The following is a 14,772-nucleotide window of genomic DNA, read 5'->3' on the forward strand; positions in this document are numbered from 1 at the left end:
CTCACCAAGGAAGGCCGGCATGCCCACTTTCGACACTCCCGTACCGATCACCGCCAGGATCGAGATCTTCACGGGTGCCATCACCGTCACGGCGAGCGGACGGACCGACACGGTGGTCGAGGTCCGCCCCACCGACCGTTCCGACCCGGCCGACGTGAAGGCCGCGGAACAGGTGCGGATCGACTTCGCCCAGGACAGGTTGCACGTCAGGGCCCCGACGCAGATGCTCCAACGGCTCGGCACCCCGTCGCGTCGCGCCGGCTCCGTGGACGTGGCCATCGAGCTTCCCGAGGGCTCCCCTCTGCGGGGGAGCGCTTCCTCGGTGACGCTGCGCGGTGAGGGCCGCCTCGGCGAGTGCCGGTTCGAGGCCGCGTACGGCGACATCCGGCTACAGGAGACGGGACCGCTCCGGCTGACCACGTCACGCGGCGAGATCGGTGTGGCCCGGGTGGCCGGAGACGCCAAGGTCGTCAACGGCTCGGGTGGTGTACGCGTCGACGCGATCGACGGAGCGGCTCTGATCGGCAACGATCAGGGCGAGGCCAGGATCGGCGACGTCACCGGGAACATCCGTCTGATCGGCATGAACGGTGACTTCCACGTCGAACGGGCGCATGCGGGCGTCGAGGCCAAGACCGCCCACGGCGGCATCCGCATCGGTGAGATCAGCCGCGGCCGGGTCGTGGTGACGGCCGCGTCCGCCGAGATCGAGATCGGCATCAGGGAAGGCACCGCGGCGAAACTCGACGTGAGCACGGTGACCGGCACGGTCCACAACTCGCTGAGGGCCACCGGCGGACCCTCGAAGACCGACGAGATCGCCACGGTGCGCGTCCGCACCCACGGCGGCGACATCATCATCCGCCGCTCCAGCCCCGTACGGACGGGGGAGCGGTGATGACGGCGCGCGAGAAGGTCGTACTGGACGTCGAAGGCCTGCGCATGCGCTACGGCGCGACCGAGGTCCTCAAGGACGTGAACCTGCGGGTGCGCCTCGGCGAGGTGGTGTGCCTGCTCGGACCGAACGGGGCGGGGAAGACCACCACGCTGGAGATCCTGGAGGGCTTCCGCATGCGGTCGGCCGGCCGGGTCGAGGTGCTGGGCACCGATCCGGCGCACGGCGACGAGCACTGGCGGGCGCGGGTCGGCGTGGTGCTCCAGTCGTGGCGCGATCACGGCAGGTGGCGGGTGCGTGAACTCCTCGCCCACCTCGGCATGTACTACGCCCGCTACTCCACCGCGCGGATCGAGCGGCCATGGGACCCGGACGCGCTCATCGCCGCCGTCGGGCTGACGGCGCAGGCCGACAAGAAGGTCCGCATGCTCTCCGGCGGCCAGCGCCGGAGGCTGGACGTCGCGGTCGGGATCGTGGGCCGTCCCGAACTGCTCTTCCTCGACGAACCCACCGCCGGCCTCGACCCCGTGGCCCGGCGCGACTTCCACGACCTCGTCGACCGCCTCGCCGGCGAGCAGGACACCACGATCGTGCTCACCACCCACGATCTGCACGAGGCCCAGCAGCTCGCGGACCGCATCATGATCCTCGACGGCGGGCGGATCATCGCCGACGGTACGGCGCGGGAGCTCGCCGAGCGGATCGCCGGCGAGGGCGCCACGGATCTCGAAGTCCGCGAGGCCACGCTTGAGGACACCTACCTCTCGCTGGTGCGACCCGTGAGCGGGCCGGGGGAGGCGACCCGATGAACGAGACGGCACTGCGGGCGGGCTGGTCCCGCGGCGTGATCGAACTGCGCCAGTCGTTCACCAACGCCTCGGACCTGTTCAACCACTTCTTCTGGCCCGTGCTGATGCTGGCCGTGACGTTCTTCCTGCGGGACGTGTCCTTCGGCGGCAGCGGCTTCGAGCTGGGCACCCTGGTGCTGCCCGGCATCCTCGGCATGAACGCCGCGATGGCCATGGTGTCCATGAGCCAACTCCTCACCGCCGAGCGGGAGGACGGGACGCTCCTGCGGGCCAAGGCGACGCCGCACGGGATGCCGGCCTACCTCATCGGCAAGATCATCTCGGTGGCGGGCGGTGTCGTCGTCGACCTGGCGATCTTCCTCGTACCCGGGCTCTTCCTCGTCCCCGGCCTCACGATCGGCAGCCTGGGTTCCTGGCTCACGCTGGGCTGGGTGCTGGTTCTCGGCCTGGTCGCCACCCTGCCGATCGGGGCGGTGCTGGGGTCGGTGTTCAGCAGCGCCCGCAGCCAGGGGCTGCTCACCCTGCCGATCCTCGCCATGATCGGAATCTCCGGGATCTTCTACCCGGTCACCTCCATGCCGGAGTGGGCGCAGTGGATCGCCCAGGTCTTCCCCGTCTACTGGCTCGGCCTCGGCATGCGCTCGGCCCTGCTCCCGGAGGGCGCCGTCACCGTCGAGATCGGTGACTCCTGGCGGCACCTGGAGACCGTCGGCGCTCTGACCGGATGGGCGGTCATCGGTCTCGTTCTCGCCCCCGTCGTACTGCGGCGCATGGCCCGGCGTGAATCCGGGTCGACCATGGCCGAGCGCCGGGAGAAGGCTCTTCAGCGGGTCGGCTGACCGGTCCCCGCGGGTCGGCCGGCCGCGGCCTCCGCGGCGTCCCGCCCCAGCAGTGCGAGGCGCCGCAGGGCGGGCAGCGCGTCGGCGAGCGCGCCGCGCTCCTCGGGGGTGAGCAGCGCGATGAGCGGCGTGAGCTGCTCAGCCCGTTCCCGGCTCCGCGATTCGCCGACGCCGCGGCCCTTCTCGGTGATGCGTACGAGGACGGCGCGGCCGTCGCACGGGTCGCCGGCGCGTTCCACGAGGCCGTCGCGTTCCAGTCGTCGGACGATCTGGGTGAGTCCCGGCCGGCTGAGCTGCTCGCTCACGATCAGCTCGGCCAGCCGTTTCGGGCTGCCGTCGCGGGCGAGGGCGTCGAGCACCGACAGCGAGCTGAAGGCGTGGTTACCCCGACGTGGCAGCCGGATGTAGAAGCGGTTGAAGTCCTCGACGGCGGCGATGAACTGAGTCACATTCAGATGGGTTCCGGAGGCACGCACCCGGGGGAGCCTATAGCTTGCGGAGTGGCGATGTATTGATAACTTACACAAGTTGCTTATGGTGTTTCGGGTGGTCGCCACGGCGTGACGCGCCATGGGGCCGCCCTCTCCGACCGTCGAGCTCTCAGAGCCCGTGTCATCACCGTTGTGAGAGGAACGCATGACTGTTCGTGTAGGTATCAACGGATTCGGCCGCATCGGGAGGAACGTCTTCCGGGCGGTCGCCGCCAGGAACGCGGACCTGGAGATCGTCGCGGTCAACGACTTGGGCGACGTTCCGACCATGGCCCATCTCCTGACCTACGACTCGGTCCTCGGCCGTTTCCCCGAAGAGGTCACCGCCGAGCCCGACGCGATCCGGGTGGGTGACCGCAAGGTCAAGGTCCTCGCCGAGCGCGACCCGGCCCAACTGCCCTGGGGCGACCTGGGGGTGGACGTCGTCATCGAGTCCACGGGCATCTTCACCAAGGCCGAGAAGGCCCGCGCGCACATCGACGGCGGCGCCAAGAAGGTGATCATCGCCGCCCCCGCGAGCGACGAGGACGTCACGATCGTCCTGGGTGTCAACGACGACATCTATGACCCTCAGCGCCACACGATCATCTCCAACGCCTCCTGCACCACCAACTGCCTGGGCGTGCTGGCCAAGGTGCTGCACGACTCGGTCGGCATCGAGTACGGGATGATGACCACGGTCCACGCCTATACGCAGGACCAGAACCTCCAGGACGCCCCCCACAAGGACCTGCGTCGCGCGCGCTCGGCCGCCGTCAACGTGGTGCCGACGTCCAGTGGGGCCGCCAAGGCCATCGGCCTCGTCCTGCCCGAACTCAAGGGCCGCCTCGACGCGTTCGCGCTGCGGGTCCCCGTGCCGACCGGTTCGGTCACCGACCTGACGGTCACCACGAGCCGCCGTACCACCGTCGAGGAGATCAACGAGGCGTACGCGAAGGCCGCCGAAGGCGCGTACAAGGGACTGCTCTCCTACACCGAGGCGCCCATCGTCAGCTCCGACATCGTCACGGACCCGGCCTCCTGCGTCTACGACGCCGGGCTCACCCGGGTGATGGGCCCGCAGGTCAAGGTCGTCGGCTGGTACGACAACGAGTGGGGCTACTCCAACCGCCTCATCGACCTCGCCCTGAAGGTCGGCGGCTCGCTCTAGAGCCTCTCGCGGACCCGGGTCGTGCACGGTCCCGGCTCGACGCGTCGCTGCCGCGGGGCATCGAGCCGGGCCGTCACGGCCGGTCCTGGTTGCCGAGTTCCGCGAGGCGGGAGAGGGCGGGGAGCGCCGCGGTGATCGCCTGCTGGTCCTCGGGTGTCAACTGGGCGACGAGCGGGAGCAGACGACGGATCCGGTCCTCCAGGCGCGACGTGCCGACCTGCCGGCCGGCCTCGGTGATGTGGACGAGGACGGCGCGTCCGTCCGTCGGGTCGGGACGGCGTTCCACGAGCCCGTCCTGTTCGAGGCGCGTGACCAACTGGGTGAGTCCCGGCTGGCTGATCTGCTCGGTCTTGGCGAGTTTGGTGAGCCGTGTCGGGCCGCGGGAGGTCAGGGTGTCAAGGACCGACAGGGTCGTGAACGACAGCGTCTGGAGCGCCGGCAGGCGAATGTAGAAGCGGTTGAAGTTCTCGATCGCCGTGATCAGGGCGCCCACGTCCAAGTGGTCCCGCGGGCTGTTGGTCTGCGAAGTGGTCACCCTAGAAAAATAGCGCACACTTATATAGTCTCGTTGATGCATTGGTGGTCGGCGCCTCGCGGCGGTACGCGGGCCGCACCGGACCTCCATGGCGCAATGGCGCGTCGGTCCACGTCAGTAGCGCAGAGCGAGGAACGCATCTATGCCTACGCGTATCGGCACCAAGGGATTCGGGCGGATCGGCCGCAGCATCTGTCGCGCGGCGGCCGCACGGAGCACCGACCTCGGCAGCGCGACTTCCCCATAACGCGGCGCCGCCAAAGCCGTATCGCTCTCATCGCGGCAAAAAGCAGACACTGACGCAGAATTCCCGCCGCTGTCGATCCGGGGTGCTTTCAGCAGAATGCCCACACCCTCGGGGAAATGAGCCTGGCCACGTGAAGGAAATTCCGAGGTTACCGTTCGACAACCCGTCCATCATGGGCATCGCACCCCAGATGCGCGCACTCCAGCGGGAGGGGCCGATCACCAGGGTGCGTACCGCCGGTGAGGACGCCTGGCTCGTCACCCGCTACGACGAGGTCAGGACGCTGCTCGCCGACCCCCGCCTCCGCCTCAGCAACCCCGACCCGCAGCAGTCGGCCCACAGTGCGGCCAGGGGCTTCATGGTCGCGCTGATGGCCGGGGACGACTGCGAGACCGAGCCCGCCAGACACGCGCAGATGCGCGCCCTGCTCGTGCCCCTCTTCTCCACGCGCCGGATGCGGCAGATGCAGACCCGCATCGAGCACCATGTGGACGAGCTGCTCGACCAGTTGGCCGGCGGTGCTCCGCCGGTCGACCTGCACCGCGCGCTGTCGTTCCCGTTGCCGACCATGGTGGTCTGCGACCTGCTCGGTGTGCCGCTGGAGGACCGGGAGCGGTTCGGGCAGTGGGCGAGAGGCACGTTCGACAACAGCGACGACCAGCACGCGGCGAACACCTTCAAAAAGGTCGTCGACTACATGATGGAACTGGTGGCCCGCAAGCGGACCGAGCCGGGCGACGACATCCTCTCCGAGCTGATCGCCGCCAAGGACGGGGCGCTGTCCGACGAGGAGATCGTCCAACTGGGCGCCGCCGTCCTGCTGTTCGGCTACGAGACCACCATCGTCCGCATCGACCTGGGCACCCTGCTGCTGCTGCGCAACCCGGTCCAGCGCGCGCAGCTCGTCGAGAACCCCGGCCTCGCCCCGGCGGCGGTCGAGGAGATCCTGCGCCTGAGTGTCGGCGGCAAGGGGTCCAACGCGCTGATACCCCGCTACGCGCACGGCGACATCACCGTCGGCGACACGGTGATCCGGGCCGGGGACGCGGTGAAGCTGGCCATCGGCGCGGCCAACATCGACGGCCGGGCCTACCCCGACCCCGACGTACTGGACCTGACCCGGGACAGACCCAAGTCCCACCTCGCGTTCGGGCACGGCGCCCGCCACTGCATCGGCCGCACGCTGGCCCGCATCGAGCTGACGGCGGTGTTCGAGCGGCTGTTCCGCAGACTGCCCGACCTGCGGCTCGCGGTGCCCGAGGAGTCACTGCACTGGCAGGAACACCGCATCACCGGCGGGTTCGACGACATCCCCGTGACGTTCTGAGCGGCGCACGCCCCGGCCACCGATCCGCCCCGAGCAGGAACCTCCGTACCGAGCACGCTCCTTTCCCCCCGCGCGGACATCACGAGGACAAGGAACCATGACGGACACTTTCAGCGACTACGTCGACTGCACGCCTCTCATCGACGACCGTGCGGCCCTCGACCGGTTCTACGACGAGCACGGCTACGTCTACCTGCGCGGCGCCCTGGACCGCGAACTCGTGCGGACCGCCGCCGAGCAGATGCTCCACGGCCTGATCGCGCTCGGCCATGCCGCCCCCGGCACCACGCTCGACACCCTCGGCATCGAGTCCTTCGAGGCGGTCGACGAGGTCGCGATGCACGACCACGTCAAGTACGACGACCTGTGGAACCACCCCTCGACCCTGAAGGTCTGGGAGAAGGTCTTCGGCGAGCCCGTCTTCGTCTTCAAGTCGACGACGATCCGCTACTACCCCTCCGCCGCGGGCTCCGCGGAGCCCAGCTTCCTGACGCCGCTGCACCAGGACGGCTTCTACATAGGCCCGAACAAGGACTTCCGGACCGCCTGGATACCGCTCCTGCCGACGACCCTCGGCACAGGCGGCGTCGCCGTCGCCGACGGCAGCCACAAGAAGGGCCCGCGCGAGCACGTCGTCACCGAGAACTTCCGCCGCTTCGGCCACCCCGTACGCGGTATCCCGGCCCAGGAGTTCGGCGCGGACGAGCAGCTGCTGTTCTCGCCCATGGAACCGGGCGACGTGATCATCTTCCACGCCTTCATGTGCCACAAGTCCCTCCCGAACGTCTCGGTGGACCCGCCCGCCATGCGGATGTCCATGGACACCCGCGTCCAACCCGCCTCCTCGCACCGCGGGTTCAACGCCCTGACCCCTTGGCCGGAGTCCGCGAGGGACCCCTCCAAGGGCATCCTGTCGAAGATCACCGGAACCCCCACCACCATCGAATGACCTCGTCACCCCCGCATCCGCCGCAACCGTCCCCCACCAACGCCCGGGTAGGCAACGCATGACGAAACGCGAGGGTCTCCCCTCCTTGCAGGGACCCAACGCGGCACAGGAGCCCTCGGCCGGCCCGAAACCGGCCGCCGCGGGGCTCAGCGGCATCGCCTTCGTGGTGGTGCTCACCGGATACGCCCTGTCCATCGTGGACGCCTCCATCGTCAACGTGGCACTGAACCCGATCAGTGACGACCTCCACGGCGGCCCCGCCGCACTGGAACTGGTCGTGTCCGGCTACGGCCTCACCTACGCCCTCGGCCTGGTGCTCGGCGGCCGCCTCGGCGACGCCTTCGGCAGACGGCGCCTGTACGCCTACGGGCTCGCCGCGTTCACCCTCACCTCGGCGCTGTGCGGACTCGCCCCGACCATCGAGTTCCTCGTCACGGCGCGGCTGCTGCAAGGCGCCGCCGCCGCGATGCTCGTACCGCAGGTGCTCGCGACGATCCAGGCGGCCACCGAGGGCCAGGCGCGCGCCCGTGCGATCGGCATGTACGGCGCTACCGCGGCCCTCGGCATGGTCATCGGGCAGATCGTGGGCGGCCTCCTCGTCTCCCTGGACATCGCGGGGATCGGCTGGCGGGCGGTCTTCGCGATCAACGTGCCGATCGGCGTGGCCGCGCTGCTGGCGGTCCGGCGCGTCCCCGCGACCCGGGCCGACACGAAGCCGTCCTTCGACCCGAAGGGCACCGCGCTGTTCGGCGTCACCATGGTCAGCGTCCTGGCCCTGGTCGTGGCAGGCCCCGAACTGGGCTGGCCGCCGTGGCTGTGGTCGCTGCTCGTGGTCGCCGCGGTGGGGGCGGTGGCGCTGGCACGGGCCGAACGCGGTCTTGAGGCGCGCGGCGGCTCACCGCTGCTGTCCCCGTCGGTGCTGTCCCATCCGGGGATGCGCAGAGGGCTCGCGGCGATGGTGCCGTTCTCGGCCGGCTTCGGCGCCTTCCTGTTCGTCTACGCGCTTCTCGCGCAGGGGCACTTCGGCCTCGACGGGCTCGAATCCGGCGGAGTGCTGACGCCGTTCGCCGCGGCGTTCTTCGTGGTGACGCTGTTCACCCCGAGGATCGCGGCGGCCCTGGGCGCCCGGATCGTCACCCTGGGCGCCCTCGTCCAGGGCGGTGGCCTGCTGCTGCTCGCGCTGGTGATCGGCCTCGGCTGGCCGCACCCCTCACTGGTGCTCGTGCTCGTCGGGATCGGCCTCTACGGCGTGGGCGCGGCGCTGACGGGACCGACGCTGTTCCGGATGATCCTCGCCGACGTACCCCCGGCGCAGGCCGGCATGGGCAGCGGTGTGCTGGTCACCAGCCAGCAGATGGCGACCGCGCTCGGCGCGACCGTCGGCGGAACCGTCTACCTCTCCCTGGCCGACTGGCAGTCGACGGTGTCGGCGGCCGTGTCCGTTCTCGCGCTCCTGGCATGTTGCTCGGTGACCGTTCTCATGATCAGCCTGAAGCTCCCCGACCCCAGGTGACACCCGCGCCCGTGAACGGCGCGATCTGATCCAGTCCTTCTCGTGGGCAACGGCGCGCCGTCCTTCGGCGTACCCGTGCGCAGAAGCGGAGACAGCCAAGTGCACTTACCGACAAGGGCAGCCGTGGTGACCGGCGCGGCCAGCGGCATCGGCCTCGCCCTCAGCGCCCGCCTCGCCCGGGCCGGCGCCGGCGTGATCATGGCGGACATCGAAGGCGACGCACTGCGCCGCGGGGCCGCCGAACTCACCGCCCAGGGCGCCCGGGTCACCGCGGTGACCGCCGACCTGACCGACCCGGACGCCGTCGAACGGCTCGCGGACACGGCGTTCGACCTGCTCGGCGACGTCGACGTGGTGTGCAACAACGCCGGGGTCCTCGGCCCCGTGGGGCAGCCCCTGTGGGAGGTGCCGCTGGAGCGGATGCGGCAGGTCTTCGAGGTGAACCACTGGGCGCACGTCCTGGTGGCCCGGGCCTTCGTGCCGCGGCTCCTGGCGCGCGGCAGGCCCGCCCATCTGATCCACACCGCCTCGATGTCCGCCTTCGTCGTCGGCGCGGGCAGCGCCGCCTACGCCGCCTCCAAGCACGCCGACCTCGCGGTCGCCCGCAGCCTGCGCGCCGACCTGGAGGGCACCGGCGTCCGGGTGTCGGTGCTGTGCCCCGGACGGGTCGACACCCCCATGGTCCAGGGTCTTACGGCTCCTCGCGGTGCGGGCGGCGACACCTCGGTGAGCGCCGAGGACGTCGCCGAGATCGTGTGGGAGGCCCTCGGCTCCGACCGCTTCTACCTCTTCAGTAACTCCGACGCCCCGCCGCGGTTGCGCGAACAGTTCAACGATGTATGGCGTCATGTCCCCCTTTCGCCCCCTTCCCCCGAGGAGGAGCTGTGGCCCGCGCCGAAGGCGACGACCGTAGCGACGACCGTAGCGACGAAGCACTGAGAGCCTGTGTCATACCCCCGGCCGGGCGTGCGACGCCTGGCACGCACGCTCGCGGCGTTGCCGAAAAGCCCACGTGGCTCCGCCACGAGGACTCTCCGGCGCCTTGCGATCGCACGCACCAGACGCCGCACGCTGATCCGACCGGGGATATGACACAGGCTCTGACCATCGACCTGGCAGCGGTGCGGGAGAAGTACCGGGAGGAACGCGACAAGCGCGGCGCGGGTCGCACCTACCAGTTCGCGCGCGGTGACTTCAGCCGCTACGCGCGCGACCCCTACACCGAGTGGCGGGAGCGCGAGCCGCTCACCGACGAGGTGGACGTCGCCGTCGTCGGCGCCGGCATCGGCGGCCTGCTGACCGGCGCCAACCTGCGCAAGGAGACCGGCCTCGACCGCATCCGGCTGATCGACGAGGCCGGCGACGTCGGCGGCACCTGGTACTGGAACCGCTTCCCCGGCGTCCGGTGCGACGTCGAGAGCTACATCTACATGCCGCTGCTCGAAGAGACCGGCACGATACCCACCGAGAAGTACTCCACCGGCCCCGAGATCTTCGCCCACCTCCAGCGGATCGCCCACCAGTACGACCTCTACCGCGACGCCCTCTTCCAGACCACCGTCACCGAGCTGCGCTGGGACGAGGCCGCCGACAGGTGGCTGGTGAGCACCGACCGCGGGGACCTGATCCGGGCCCGGTACGTGGCCATGTCGATCGGTCTGATGCACCGCCCCAAACTCCCCGGACTGCCGGGCCTGGAGACGTTCGCCGGGCACTCCTTCCACACCAGCCGCTGGGACTTCGACTACACCGGCGGCGACAGCACCGGCGGCCTGACCGGGCTGAAGGACAAGAGGGTCGGCGTCATCGGCACCGGCTCGACGACCATCCAGCTCGCCCCCCACCTCGCCGAGTGGGCCGAGCAGCTCGTCCTCTTCCAGCGCACCCCGGCCACGGTCGACGTCCGCGGCAACCGGCCCACCCCGCCCGGCTGGGCGGACACCCTCGAACCGGGCTGGCAGCAGCGCCGGATGGAGAACTTCCACGCGCTGACCTCCGGCGTCCCGCAGGACGAGGACCTGGTCCAGGACCGCTGGACCCAGACCACGGCGAAGCTGGCCGCCGCGATCCTGCCCACCGGCGACACCGGGGGTGACCCCCAGGAGCGGGCGCTCGCGGCCGAGCGGGCGGACTTCCTGAAGATGGAGGAGCTGCGCGCCCGCATCGACGGCGTCGTCACCGACCCCGCGACGGCCGCCGCCCTCAAGCCGTACTACCGCGTGTACTGCAAGCGGCCCTGCTTCCACGACGGCTACCTCCAGACCTTCAACCGGCCCAACGTGACCCTCGTCGACACCCAGGGGCAGGGCGTGGAACGGCTCACCCCGGGCGGGGTCGTCGCGAACGGCCGGGAGTACCCGGTCGACTGCCTGATCTTCGCCACCGGGTACGAGCACGAGTTCGCCGTCCCGTACACCGACCGCGCGGGCTACGACATCGTCGGCCGCGACGGCACGAGGCTGTCCCAGAAGTGGGCGGACGGGGCGCGCACCCTGCACGGACTCCAGGTGCACGGCTTCCCCAACTGCTTCATCCTCTCCAAGGTCCAGGCCGGCCGGCACGTCAACATCGCCTACATGCTGGGGGAGCAGACCCGGCACCTCGCACACATCGTCAAGTGCGTGGAGGAGCGCGGCCACCGGGTCGTGGAGGCCTCGGAGGCCGGCGAGAAGGAGTGGGTCGAGGAAATCCTCCGGCTCGCCAGCAACGACCTCGGCTTCCTGGAGAACTGCACGCCCGGCCTCTACAACAACGAGGGCGACCCGAGCGGACTGCCCCTGCTCAACTCCAGCTACGGCGGCGGCTCGGTGGAGTTCGTGAACATCCTCAGGCGCTGGCGCCGGGCGGGCGACCTCGCCGGCCTCGATCTGCGCTGACCACCCCATCCCTTCGTGAAAGGCGGCAACGCCCATGGACGTCACGCCGATACCCGGCGCCGCTCTCGGCGCCGTCGTGGACGGCGCCCATGTCACCGGCGACATGGACAAGACCCAGGCCGAGGAGATCTGGGCGGCGCTCGACGCGCACCTCGTACTGGTCCTCCGCGGCCACGAGCCCCCCTCCGACGAAGAGTTCCTGGCCTTCGGCCGCCGCTTCGGGTACATCCCGAAGACCGGCCTGACCAGCGGCGCCCACCCCGACCACAACGAGATCCTGATCGTCTCCAACCTGGTGGAGGACGGCCGCAAGATCGGCGTCGGCGACGCCGGGTGGATGGGCTGGCACACCGACTACTCCTTCCGCCCCCGCGTCTCCCGGGTCGGCTTCCTGGAGGCCGTGGAAGTGCCGTCGTCCGGCGGCGAGACCCTCTTCACCGACATGTACGCCCTGTACGAGTCGCTGCCCGCCGAGGAGCGCCGCCTGCTGCACTCCTACCGGGTCCGCCACGCCCTGCGCACCGGGTACGAGGAGACCATCGAGGAGGAGCTCCAGGGCGAGGTGTCCCTCGGCGAGGGCACCGGGCGGATCAAGGCCGAGGACGGCACCTCCACCATCCACCCGCTGATCGCCCGCAATCCGCGCACCGGCCGCCGGTCGGTCTACGTCAGCACCCTGAACACCGAGCGGATCGTGGACCTCACCCCCGAGGAAAGCCGCAAGCTGCTCGACGGACTCCTCTCGCACGCGGGCAAGCCCGAGTACACCTACACCCACACCTGGCGGCCCGGGGACATCGTCATGTGGGACCAGCTCGGCACCATCCACGCCAAGCAGGCCTTCGACCCTGCCGAACGACGCGTCATGCGCCAGGTCGTCGGCATCTTCGACGACCCCACCGACCCCTGGCGCGCGGAGGCCACCGCATGAGCACCGCTCCCGCCTGCCTCCGCCACAGCCGCGTCACGATCACCCCGGCGCTGCGCGCCGCCGTCGACCGGCTCGACCACCGCTCGCGTCACCAGGCGGCCTACCACTTCGGCTGGATCACCGCCGGCGGCGCGCCCACCAGCGCGGACGCCGGCAAGGCCGTACGGCCGGCGCTCGCACTCCTGTCGGCCGAGGCGGTCGGCGCACCGCCGGAGGTCGCCCTGCCCGGCGCCGTCGCCGTAGAGCTGGTGCACAACTTCTCCCTGGTGCACGACGATCTGATGGACGGTGACGAGGAACGCCGCCACCGCCGCACGGTGTGGAAGCTGTGGGGCCCCTCCAGCGCCATCCTGACCGGTGACGCGATGCTGGCGCTCGCCCAGGAGGTGCTGCTCGACACCGGTCTGCCGACGGCGGCGCCCGCCGCCCGGCTCCTCGCGCGCACCACCCGGCATCTGATCCGCGGCCAGGTCCAGGACCTGTCCTTCGAACAGCGCGCGCACGTCACGGTCGACGAGTGCCTCGACATGGCCGCGGGCAAGACCGGCGCGCTGCTCTCGGCGAGCGCCGCGATCGGCGCCGTCCTCGCCGGGGCACCGGAGACGACGGTGGACGCGCTCGCGCTCTACGGCGACCACGTCGGCATCGCCTTCCAGCTCGTCGACGACGTTCTCGGCATCTGGGGCGACCCGGCCGTCACCGGCAAGTCGGTCCACTCGGATCTGCGCTCCCGCAAGAAGTCCCTGCCGGTGAGCCACGCACTGAACCAGGACGGCCCGCTCAGCGGCGAGCTGGCCACCTGGTTCGCCACCCGCGGCGAACCCGACGAGGAGGAACGGCGCCGGGTGGCCCGCCTGATCGAGGGCTCCGGCGGCCGTGACTGGGCGCTGACCGAGGCCGCCCGGCGGATGGCGCTGGCCGAGGACGCGCTGCGCGGCGTCGAGCTGGACGCCGGCGCGCGGGACGAACTCCTCGCGCTCGGACGGTTCGTCGTCGACCGGCAGATGTGAGCCCCGTCTGCCCCCACACCCGCCCCGGCCCACCACACGTCGTACGCCCGCCCCGCTCCACCACACCCGCCCCGCTCCACGACACCCGCCCCGCTCCACCACACCTACGCCCCCTCGCCCCCACCCGGGCGCGCTCCGCGCCCTGTTCCGCAGCCCAGGGAGTATCCCCATGCCCCAGGACGTCGACTTCTCCATACCGCTGCCCGGCCGCCGCAGCCCCGACCACGCCAGAGCCGAGGCCGTGCACATCGAGTGGCCCCGCTCCCTCGGCCTGATCAGCACCGAGGCCGCCGCCGAGCGCCACCGCAAGGGCGGCTACGCCGACCTCGCCTCCCGCTTCTACCCCTCCACCACCGGCGCCGACCTCGACCTCGGCGTCGACCTGATGTCCTGGTTCTTCCTCTTCGACGACCTCTTCGACGGCCCGCGCGGCGAGGACCCCGTGCGGACCAGGGAGCTCACCGACGCCGTCGCCGCCGCCCTCGACGGACCGCTGCCCGCCTCCGCGCCCCTGATCGCGCACGGCTTCGCCGACGTCTGGCGGCGCACCTGCCGGGGGATGTCGAAGGAGTGGCGCGCCCGCAGCGCCCGGCACTGGCGCAACTACTTCCAGGGCTACGTGGACGAGGCGCGCGGCCGCCTCGACGACACGCCCTGCGGCTCGGCCCGGGAGTACCTCGCCATGCGCCGCCACACGATCGGCGTGCAGCCCACCGTCGACCTCGCCGAGGCCACGGGACACTTCGAGGTGCCGCACCGGGTCTTCGACGGTGCCGTCGTGTCGGCGATGCTGCGGATCGCCGTCGACGTCAACCTGATGCTCAACGACATCGCCTCCCTGGAGAAGGAGGAGGCGCGCGGCGAGCTGAACAACATGGTCTTCATCCTGATGCGCGAGCACGGCTGGCCCAAGAGCCGCAGCATCGCGTACATGCAGGACGAAGTGCGCGTACGCCTGGAGGAGTTCCTGCTCCTGGAGAGCATCCTGCCCAAGGTCTGCGACGCCTTCTCCCTCACCGCGGACGAGCGCGAGGCCGTCGAACGCTACCGCCTGGACGCGGTGCGCCCCGTCATCCGCGGCTCCTACGACTGGCACCGCTCCTCGGGACGTTACGACGCCGAGTTCGCGCTGGCCGCGGGCCGCCAGGGCTTCCTGGAGGAGCTCGGCAGCGTCCGCTGACGGCCCCCGGCCACCCCACC

The 14,772-nt window shown here is 70.7% G+C and carries 14 protein-coding genes; 12 read left to right on the plus strand and 2 right to left on the minus strand.

The window, feature by feature from the left end:
* Positions 1–19 precede the first annotated feature (19 nt).
* Genes ACRAKF_RS29315 through ACRAKF_RS29325 form a run of 3 tightly spaced genes read left to right on the plus strand, consistent with a single transcriptional unit; the run spans position 20 to position 2,543 of the window.
* Positions 20–898, plus strand: a complete 879-nt coding sequence (locus ACRAKF_RS29315; RefSeq protein WP_447040541.1) for a DUF4097 family beta strand repeat-containing protein — start codon at positions 20–22, stop codon at positions 896–898.
* Positions 898–1,704 carry an ABC transporter ATP-binding protein gene (locus tag ACRAKF_RS29320; RefSeq protein ID WP_447040542.1) on the plus strand — a complete coding sequence of 269 codons (807 nt, stop codon included), beginning with the start codon at positions 898–900 and terminating at the stop codon, positions 1,702–1,704. The genes ACRAKF_RS29315 and ACRAKF_RS29320 overlap by 1 nt, the downstream gene beginning before the upstream one ends.
* Positions 1,701–2,543 carry an ABC transporter permease gene (locus ACRAKF_RS29325; RefSeq protein WP_447040543.1) on the plus strand — a complete coding sequence of 281 codons (843 nt, stop codon included), beginning with the start codon at positions 1,701–1,703 and terminating at the stop codon, positions 2,541–2,543. Before ACRAKF_RS29320 ends, ACRAKF_RS29325 begins: the two co-directional genes overlap by 4 nt.
* Here the strand turns inward: ACRAKF_RS29325 and ACRAKF_RS29330 are convergent.
* Positions 2,528–2,992 (minus strand): MarR family winged helix-turn-helix transcriptional regulator, encoded by a 465-nt coding sequence (locus tag ACRAKF_RS29330; RefSeq protein ID WP_447040544.1) that lies wholly within the window; start codon positions 2,990–2,992, stop codon positions 2,528–2,530. The two genes, ACRAKF_RS29325 and ACRAKF_RS29330, sit on opposite strands and share 16 nt — an antisense overlap.
* Positions 2,993–3,179: 187 nt before the next feature.
* Between ACRAKF_RS29330 and gap the strand changes: the two genes are divergently transcribed.
* On the plus strand, positions 3,180–4,184 hold the full coding sequence (gene gap, locus ACRAKF_RS29335; RefSeq protein WP_447040545.1) for a type I glyceraldehyde-3-phosphate dehydrogenase: 1,005 nt from the start codon (positions 3,180–3,182) through the stop codon (positions 4,182–4,184).
* A gap of 73 nt (positions 4,185–4,257) precedes the next feature.
* Here the strand turns inward: gap and ACRAKF_RS29340 are convergent, their stop codons facing one another.
* Entirely contained in the window at positions 4,258–4,719 is a 462-nt protein-coding gene (locus ACRAKF_RS29340) for a MarR family winged helix-turn-helix transcriptional regulator (RefSeq protein WP_447040546.1), read from the minus strand.
* Between the two features lie 377 nt (positions 4,720–5,096).
* Between ACRAKF_RS29340 and penM the strand changes: the two genes are divergently transcribed.
* The 8 genes from penM (at position 5,097) to ptlA (ending at position 14,752) form a co-directional block, all read left to right on the plus strand.
* Positions 5,097–6,293, plus strand: coding sequence for a pentalenolactone synthase (penM, locus tag ACRAKF_RS29345; protein WP_447040547.1), 1,197 nt, complete (start codon positions 5,097–5,099; stop codon positions 6,291–6,293).
* A gap of 97 nt (positions 6,294–6,390) precedes the next feature.
* On the plus strand, positions 6,391–7,242 hold the full coding sequence (gene ptlH, locus ACRAKF_RS29350; RefSeq protein ID WP_447040548.1) for a 1-deoxypentalenic acid 11-beta-hydroxylase: 852 nt from the start codon (positions 6,391–6,393) through the stop codon (positions 7,240–7,242).
* A 58-nt stretch (positions 7,243–7,300) separates the two neighbouring features.
* Positions 7,301–8,755: an MFS transporter gene (locus tag ACRAKF_RS29355; RefSeq protein ID WP_447040549.1), complete on the plus strand. Its 1,455-nt coding sequence runs from the start codon at positions 7,301–7,303 to the stop codon at positions 8,753–8,755.
* Between the two features lie 99 nt (positions 8,756–8,854).
* Positions 8,855–9,694, plus strand: a complete 840-nt coding sequence (gene ptlF / locus ACRAKF_RS29360; protein ID WP_447040550.1) for a 1-deoxy-11-beta-hydroxypentalenate dehydrogenase — start codon at positions 8,855–8,857, stop codon at positions 9,692–9,694.
* Between the two features lie 149 nt (positions 9,695–9,843).
* Positions 9,844–11,631, plus strand: coding sequence for a neopentalenolactone/pentalenolactone D synthase (gene ptlE, locus ACRAKF_RS29365; protein WP_447040551.1), 1,788 nt, complete (start codon positions 9,844–9,846; stop codon positions 11,629–11,631).
* A gap of 34 nt (positions 11,632–11,665) precedes the next feature.
* Positions 11,666–12,562 carry a neopentalenolactone/pentalenolactone F synthase gene (ptlD, locus tag ACRAKF_RS29370; protein ID WP_447040552.1) on the plus strand — a complete coding sequence of 299 codons (897 nt, stop codon included), beginning with the start codon at positions 11,666–11,668 and terminating at the stop codon, positions 12,560–12,562.
* Positions 12,559–13,572, plus strand: coding sequence for a polyprenyl synthetase family protein (locus ACRAKF_RS29375; protein ID WP_447040553.1), 1,014 nt, complete (start codon positions 12,559–12,561; stop codon positions 13,570–13,572). The genes ptlD and ACRAKF_RS29375 overlap by 4 nt, the downstream gene beginning before the upstream one ends.
* Positions 13,573–13,741: 169 nt before the next feature.
* Positions 13,742–14,752: a pentalenene synthase gene (ptlA, locus tag ACRAKF_RS29380; protein ID WP_447040554.1), complete on the plus strand. Its 1,011-nt coding sequence runs from the start codon at positions 13,742–13,744 to the stop codon at positions 14,750–14,752.
* The last annotated feature ends 20 nt before the right edge of the window (positions 14,753–14,772 follow it).

Source organism: Streptomyces sp. DSM 118878, from assembly GCF_052936595.1.

What these genes read in the sequence shown, in the direction of transcription:
- ptlA (WP_447040554.1), top strand. Translation starts at nt 13,742, where the DNA reads ATGCCCCAGGACGTCGACTTCTCCATACCGCTGCCCGGCCGCCGCAGC.
- ptlE (WP_447040551.1), top strand. Translation starts at nt 9,844, where the DNA reads ATGACACAGGCTCTGACCATCGACCTGGCAGCGGTGCGGGAGAAGTAC.
- ptlD (WP_447040552.1), top strand. Translation starts at nt 11,666, where the DNA reads ATGGACGTCACGCCGATACCCGGCGCCGCTCTCGGCGCCGTCGTGGAC.
- ACRAKF_RS29355 (WP_447040549.1), top strand. Translation starts at nt 7,301, where the DNA reads ATGACGAAACGCGAGGGTCTCCCCTCCTTGCAGGGACCCAACGCGGCA.
- ACRAKF_RS29320 (WP_447040542.1), top strand. Translation starts at nt 898, where the DNA reads ATGACGGCGCGCGAGAAGGTCGTACTGGACGTCGAAGGCCTGCGCATG.
- ACRAKF_RS29375 (WP_447040553.1), top strand. Translation starts at nt 12,559, where the DNA reads ATGAGCACCGCTCCCGCCTGCCTCCGCCACAGCCGCGTCACGATCACC.
- ACRAKF_RS29325 (WP_447040543.1), top strand. Translation starts at nt 1,701, where the DNA reads ATGAACGAGACGGCACTGCGGGCGGGCTGGTCCCGCGGCGTGATCGAA.
- ACRAKF_RS29315 (WP_447040541.1), top strand. Translation starts at nt 20, where the DNA reads ATGCCCACTTTCGACACTCCCGTACCGATCACCGCCAGGATCGAGATC.
- ptlH (WP_447040548.1), top strand. Translation starts at nt 6,391, where the DNA reads ATGACGGACACTTTCAGCGACTACGTCGACTGCACGCCTCTCATCGAC.
- gap (WP_447040545.1), top strand. Translation starts at nt 3,180, where the DNA reads ATGACTGTTCGTGTAGGTATCAACGGATTCGGCCGCATCGGGAGGAAC.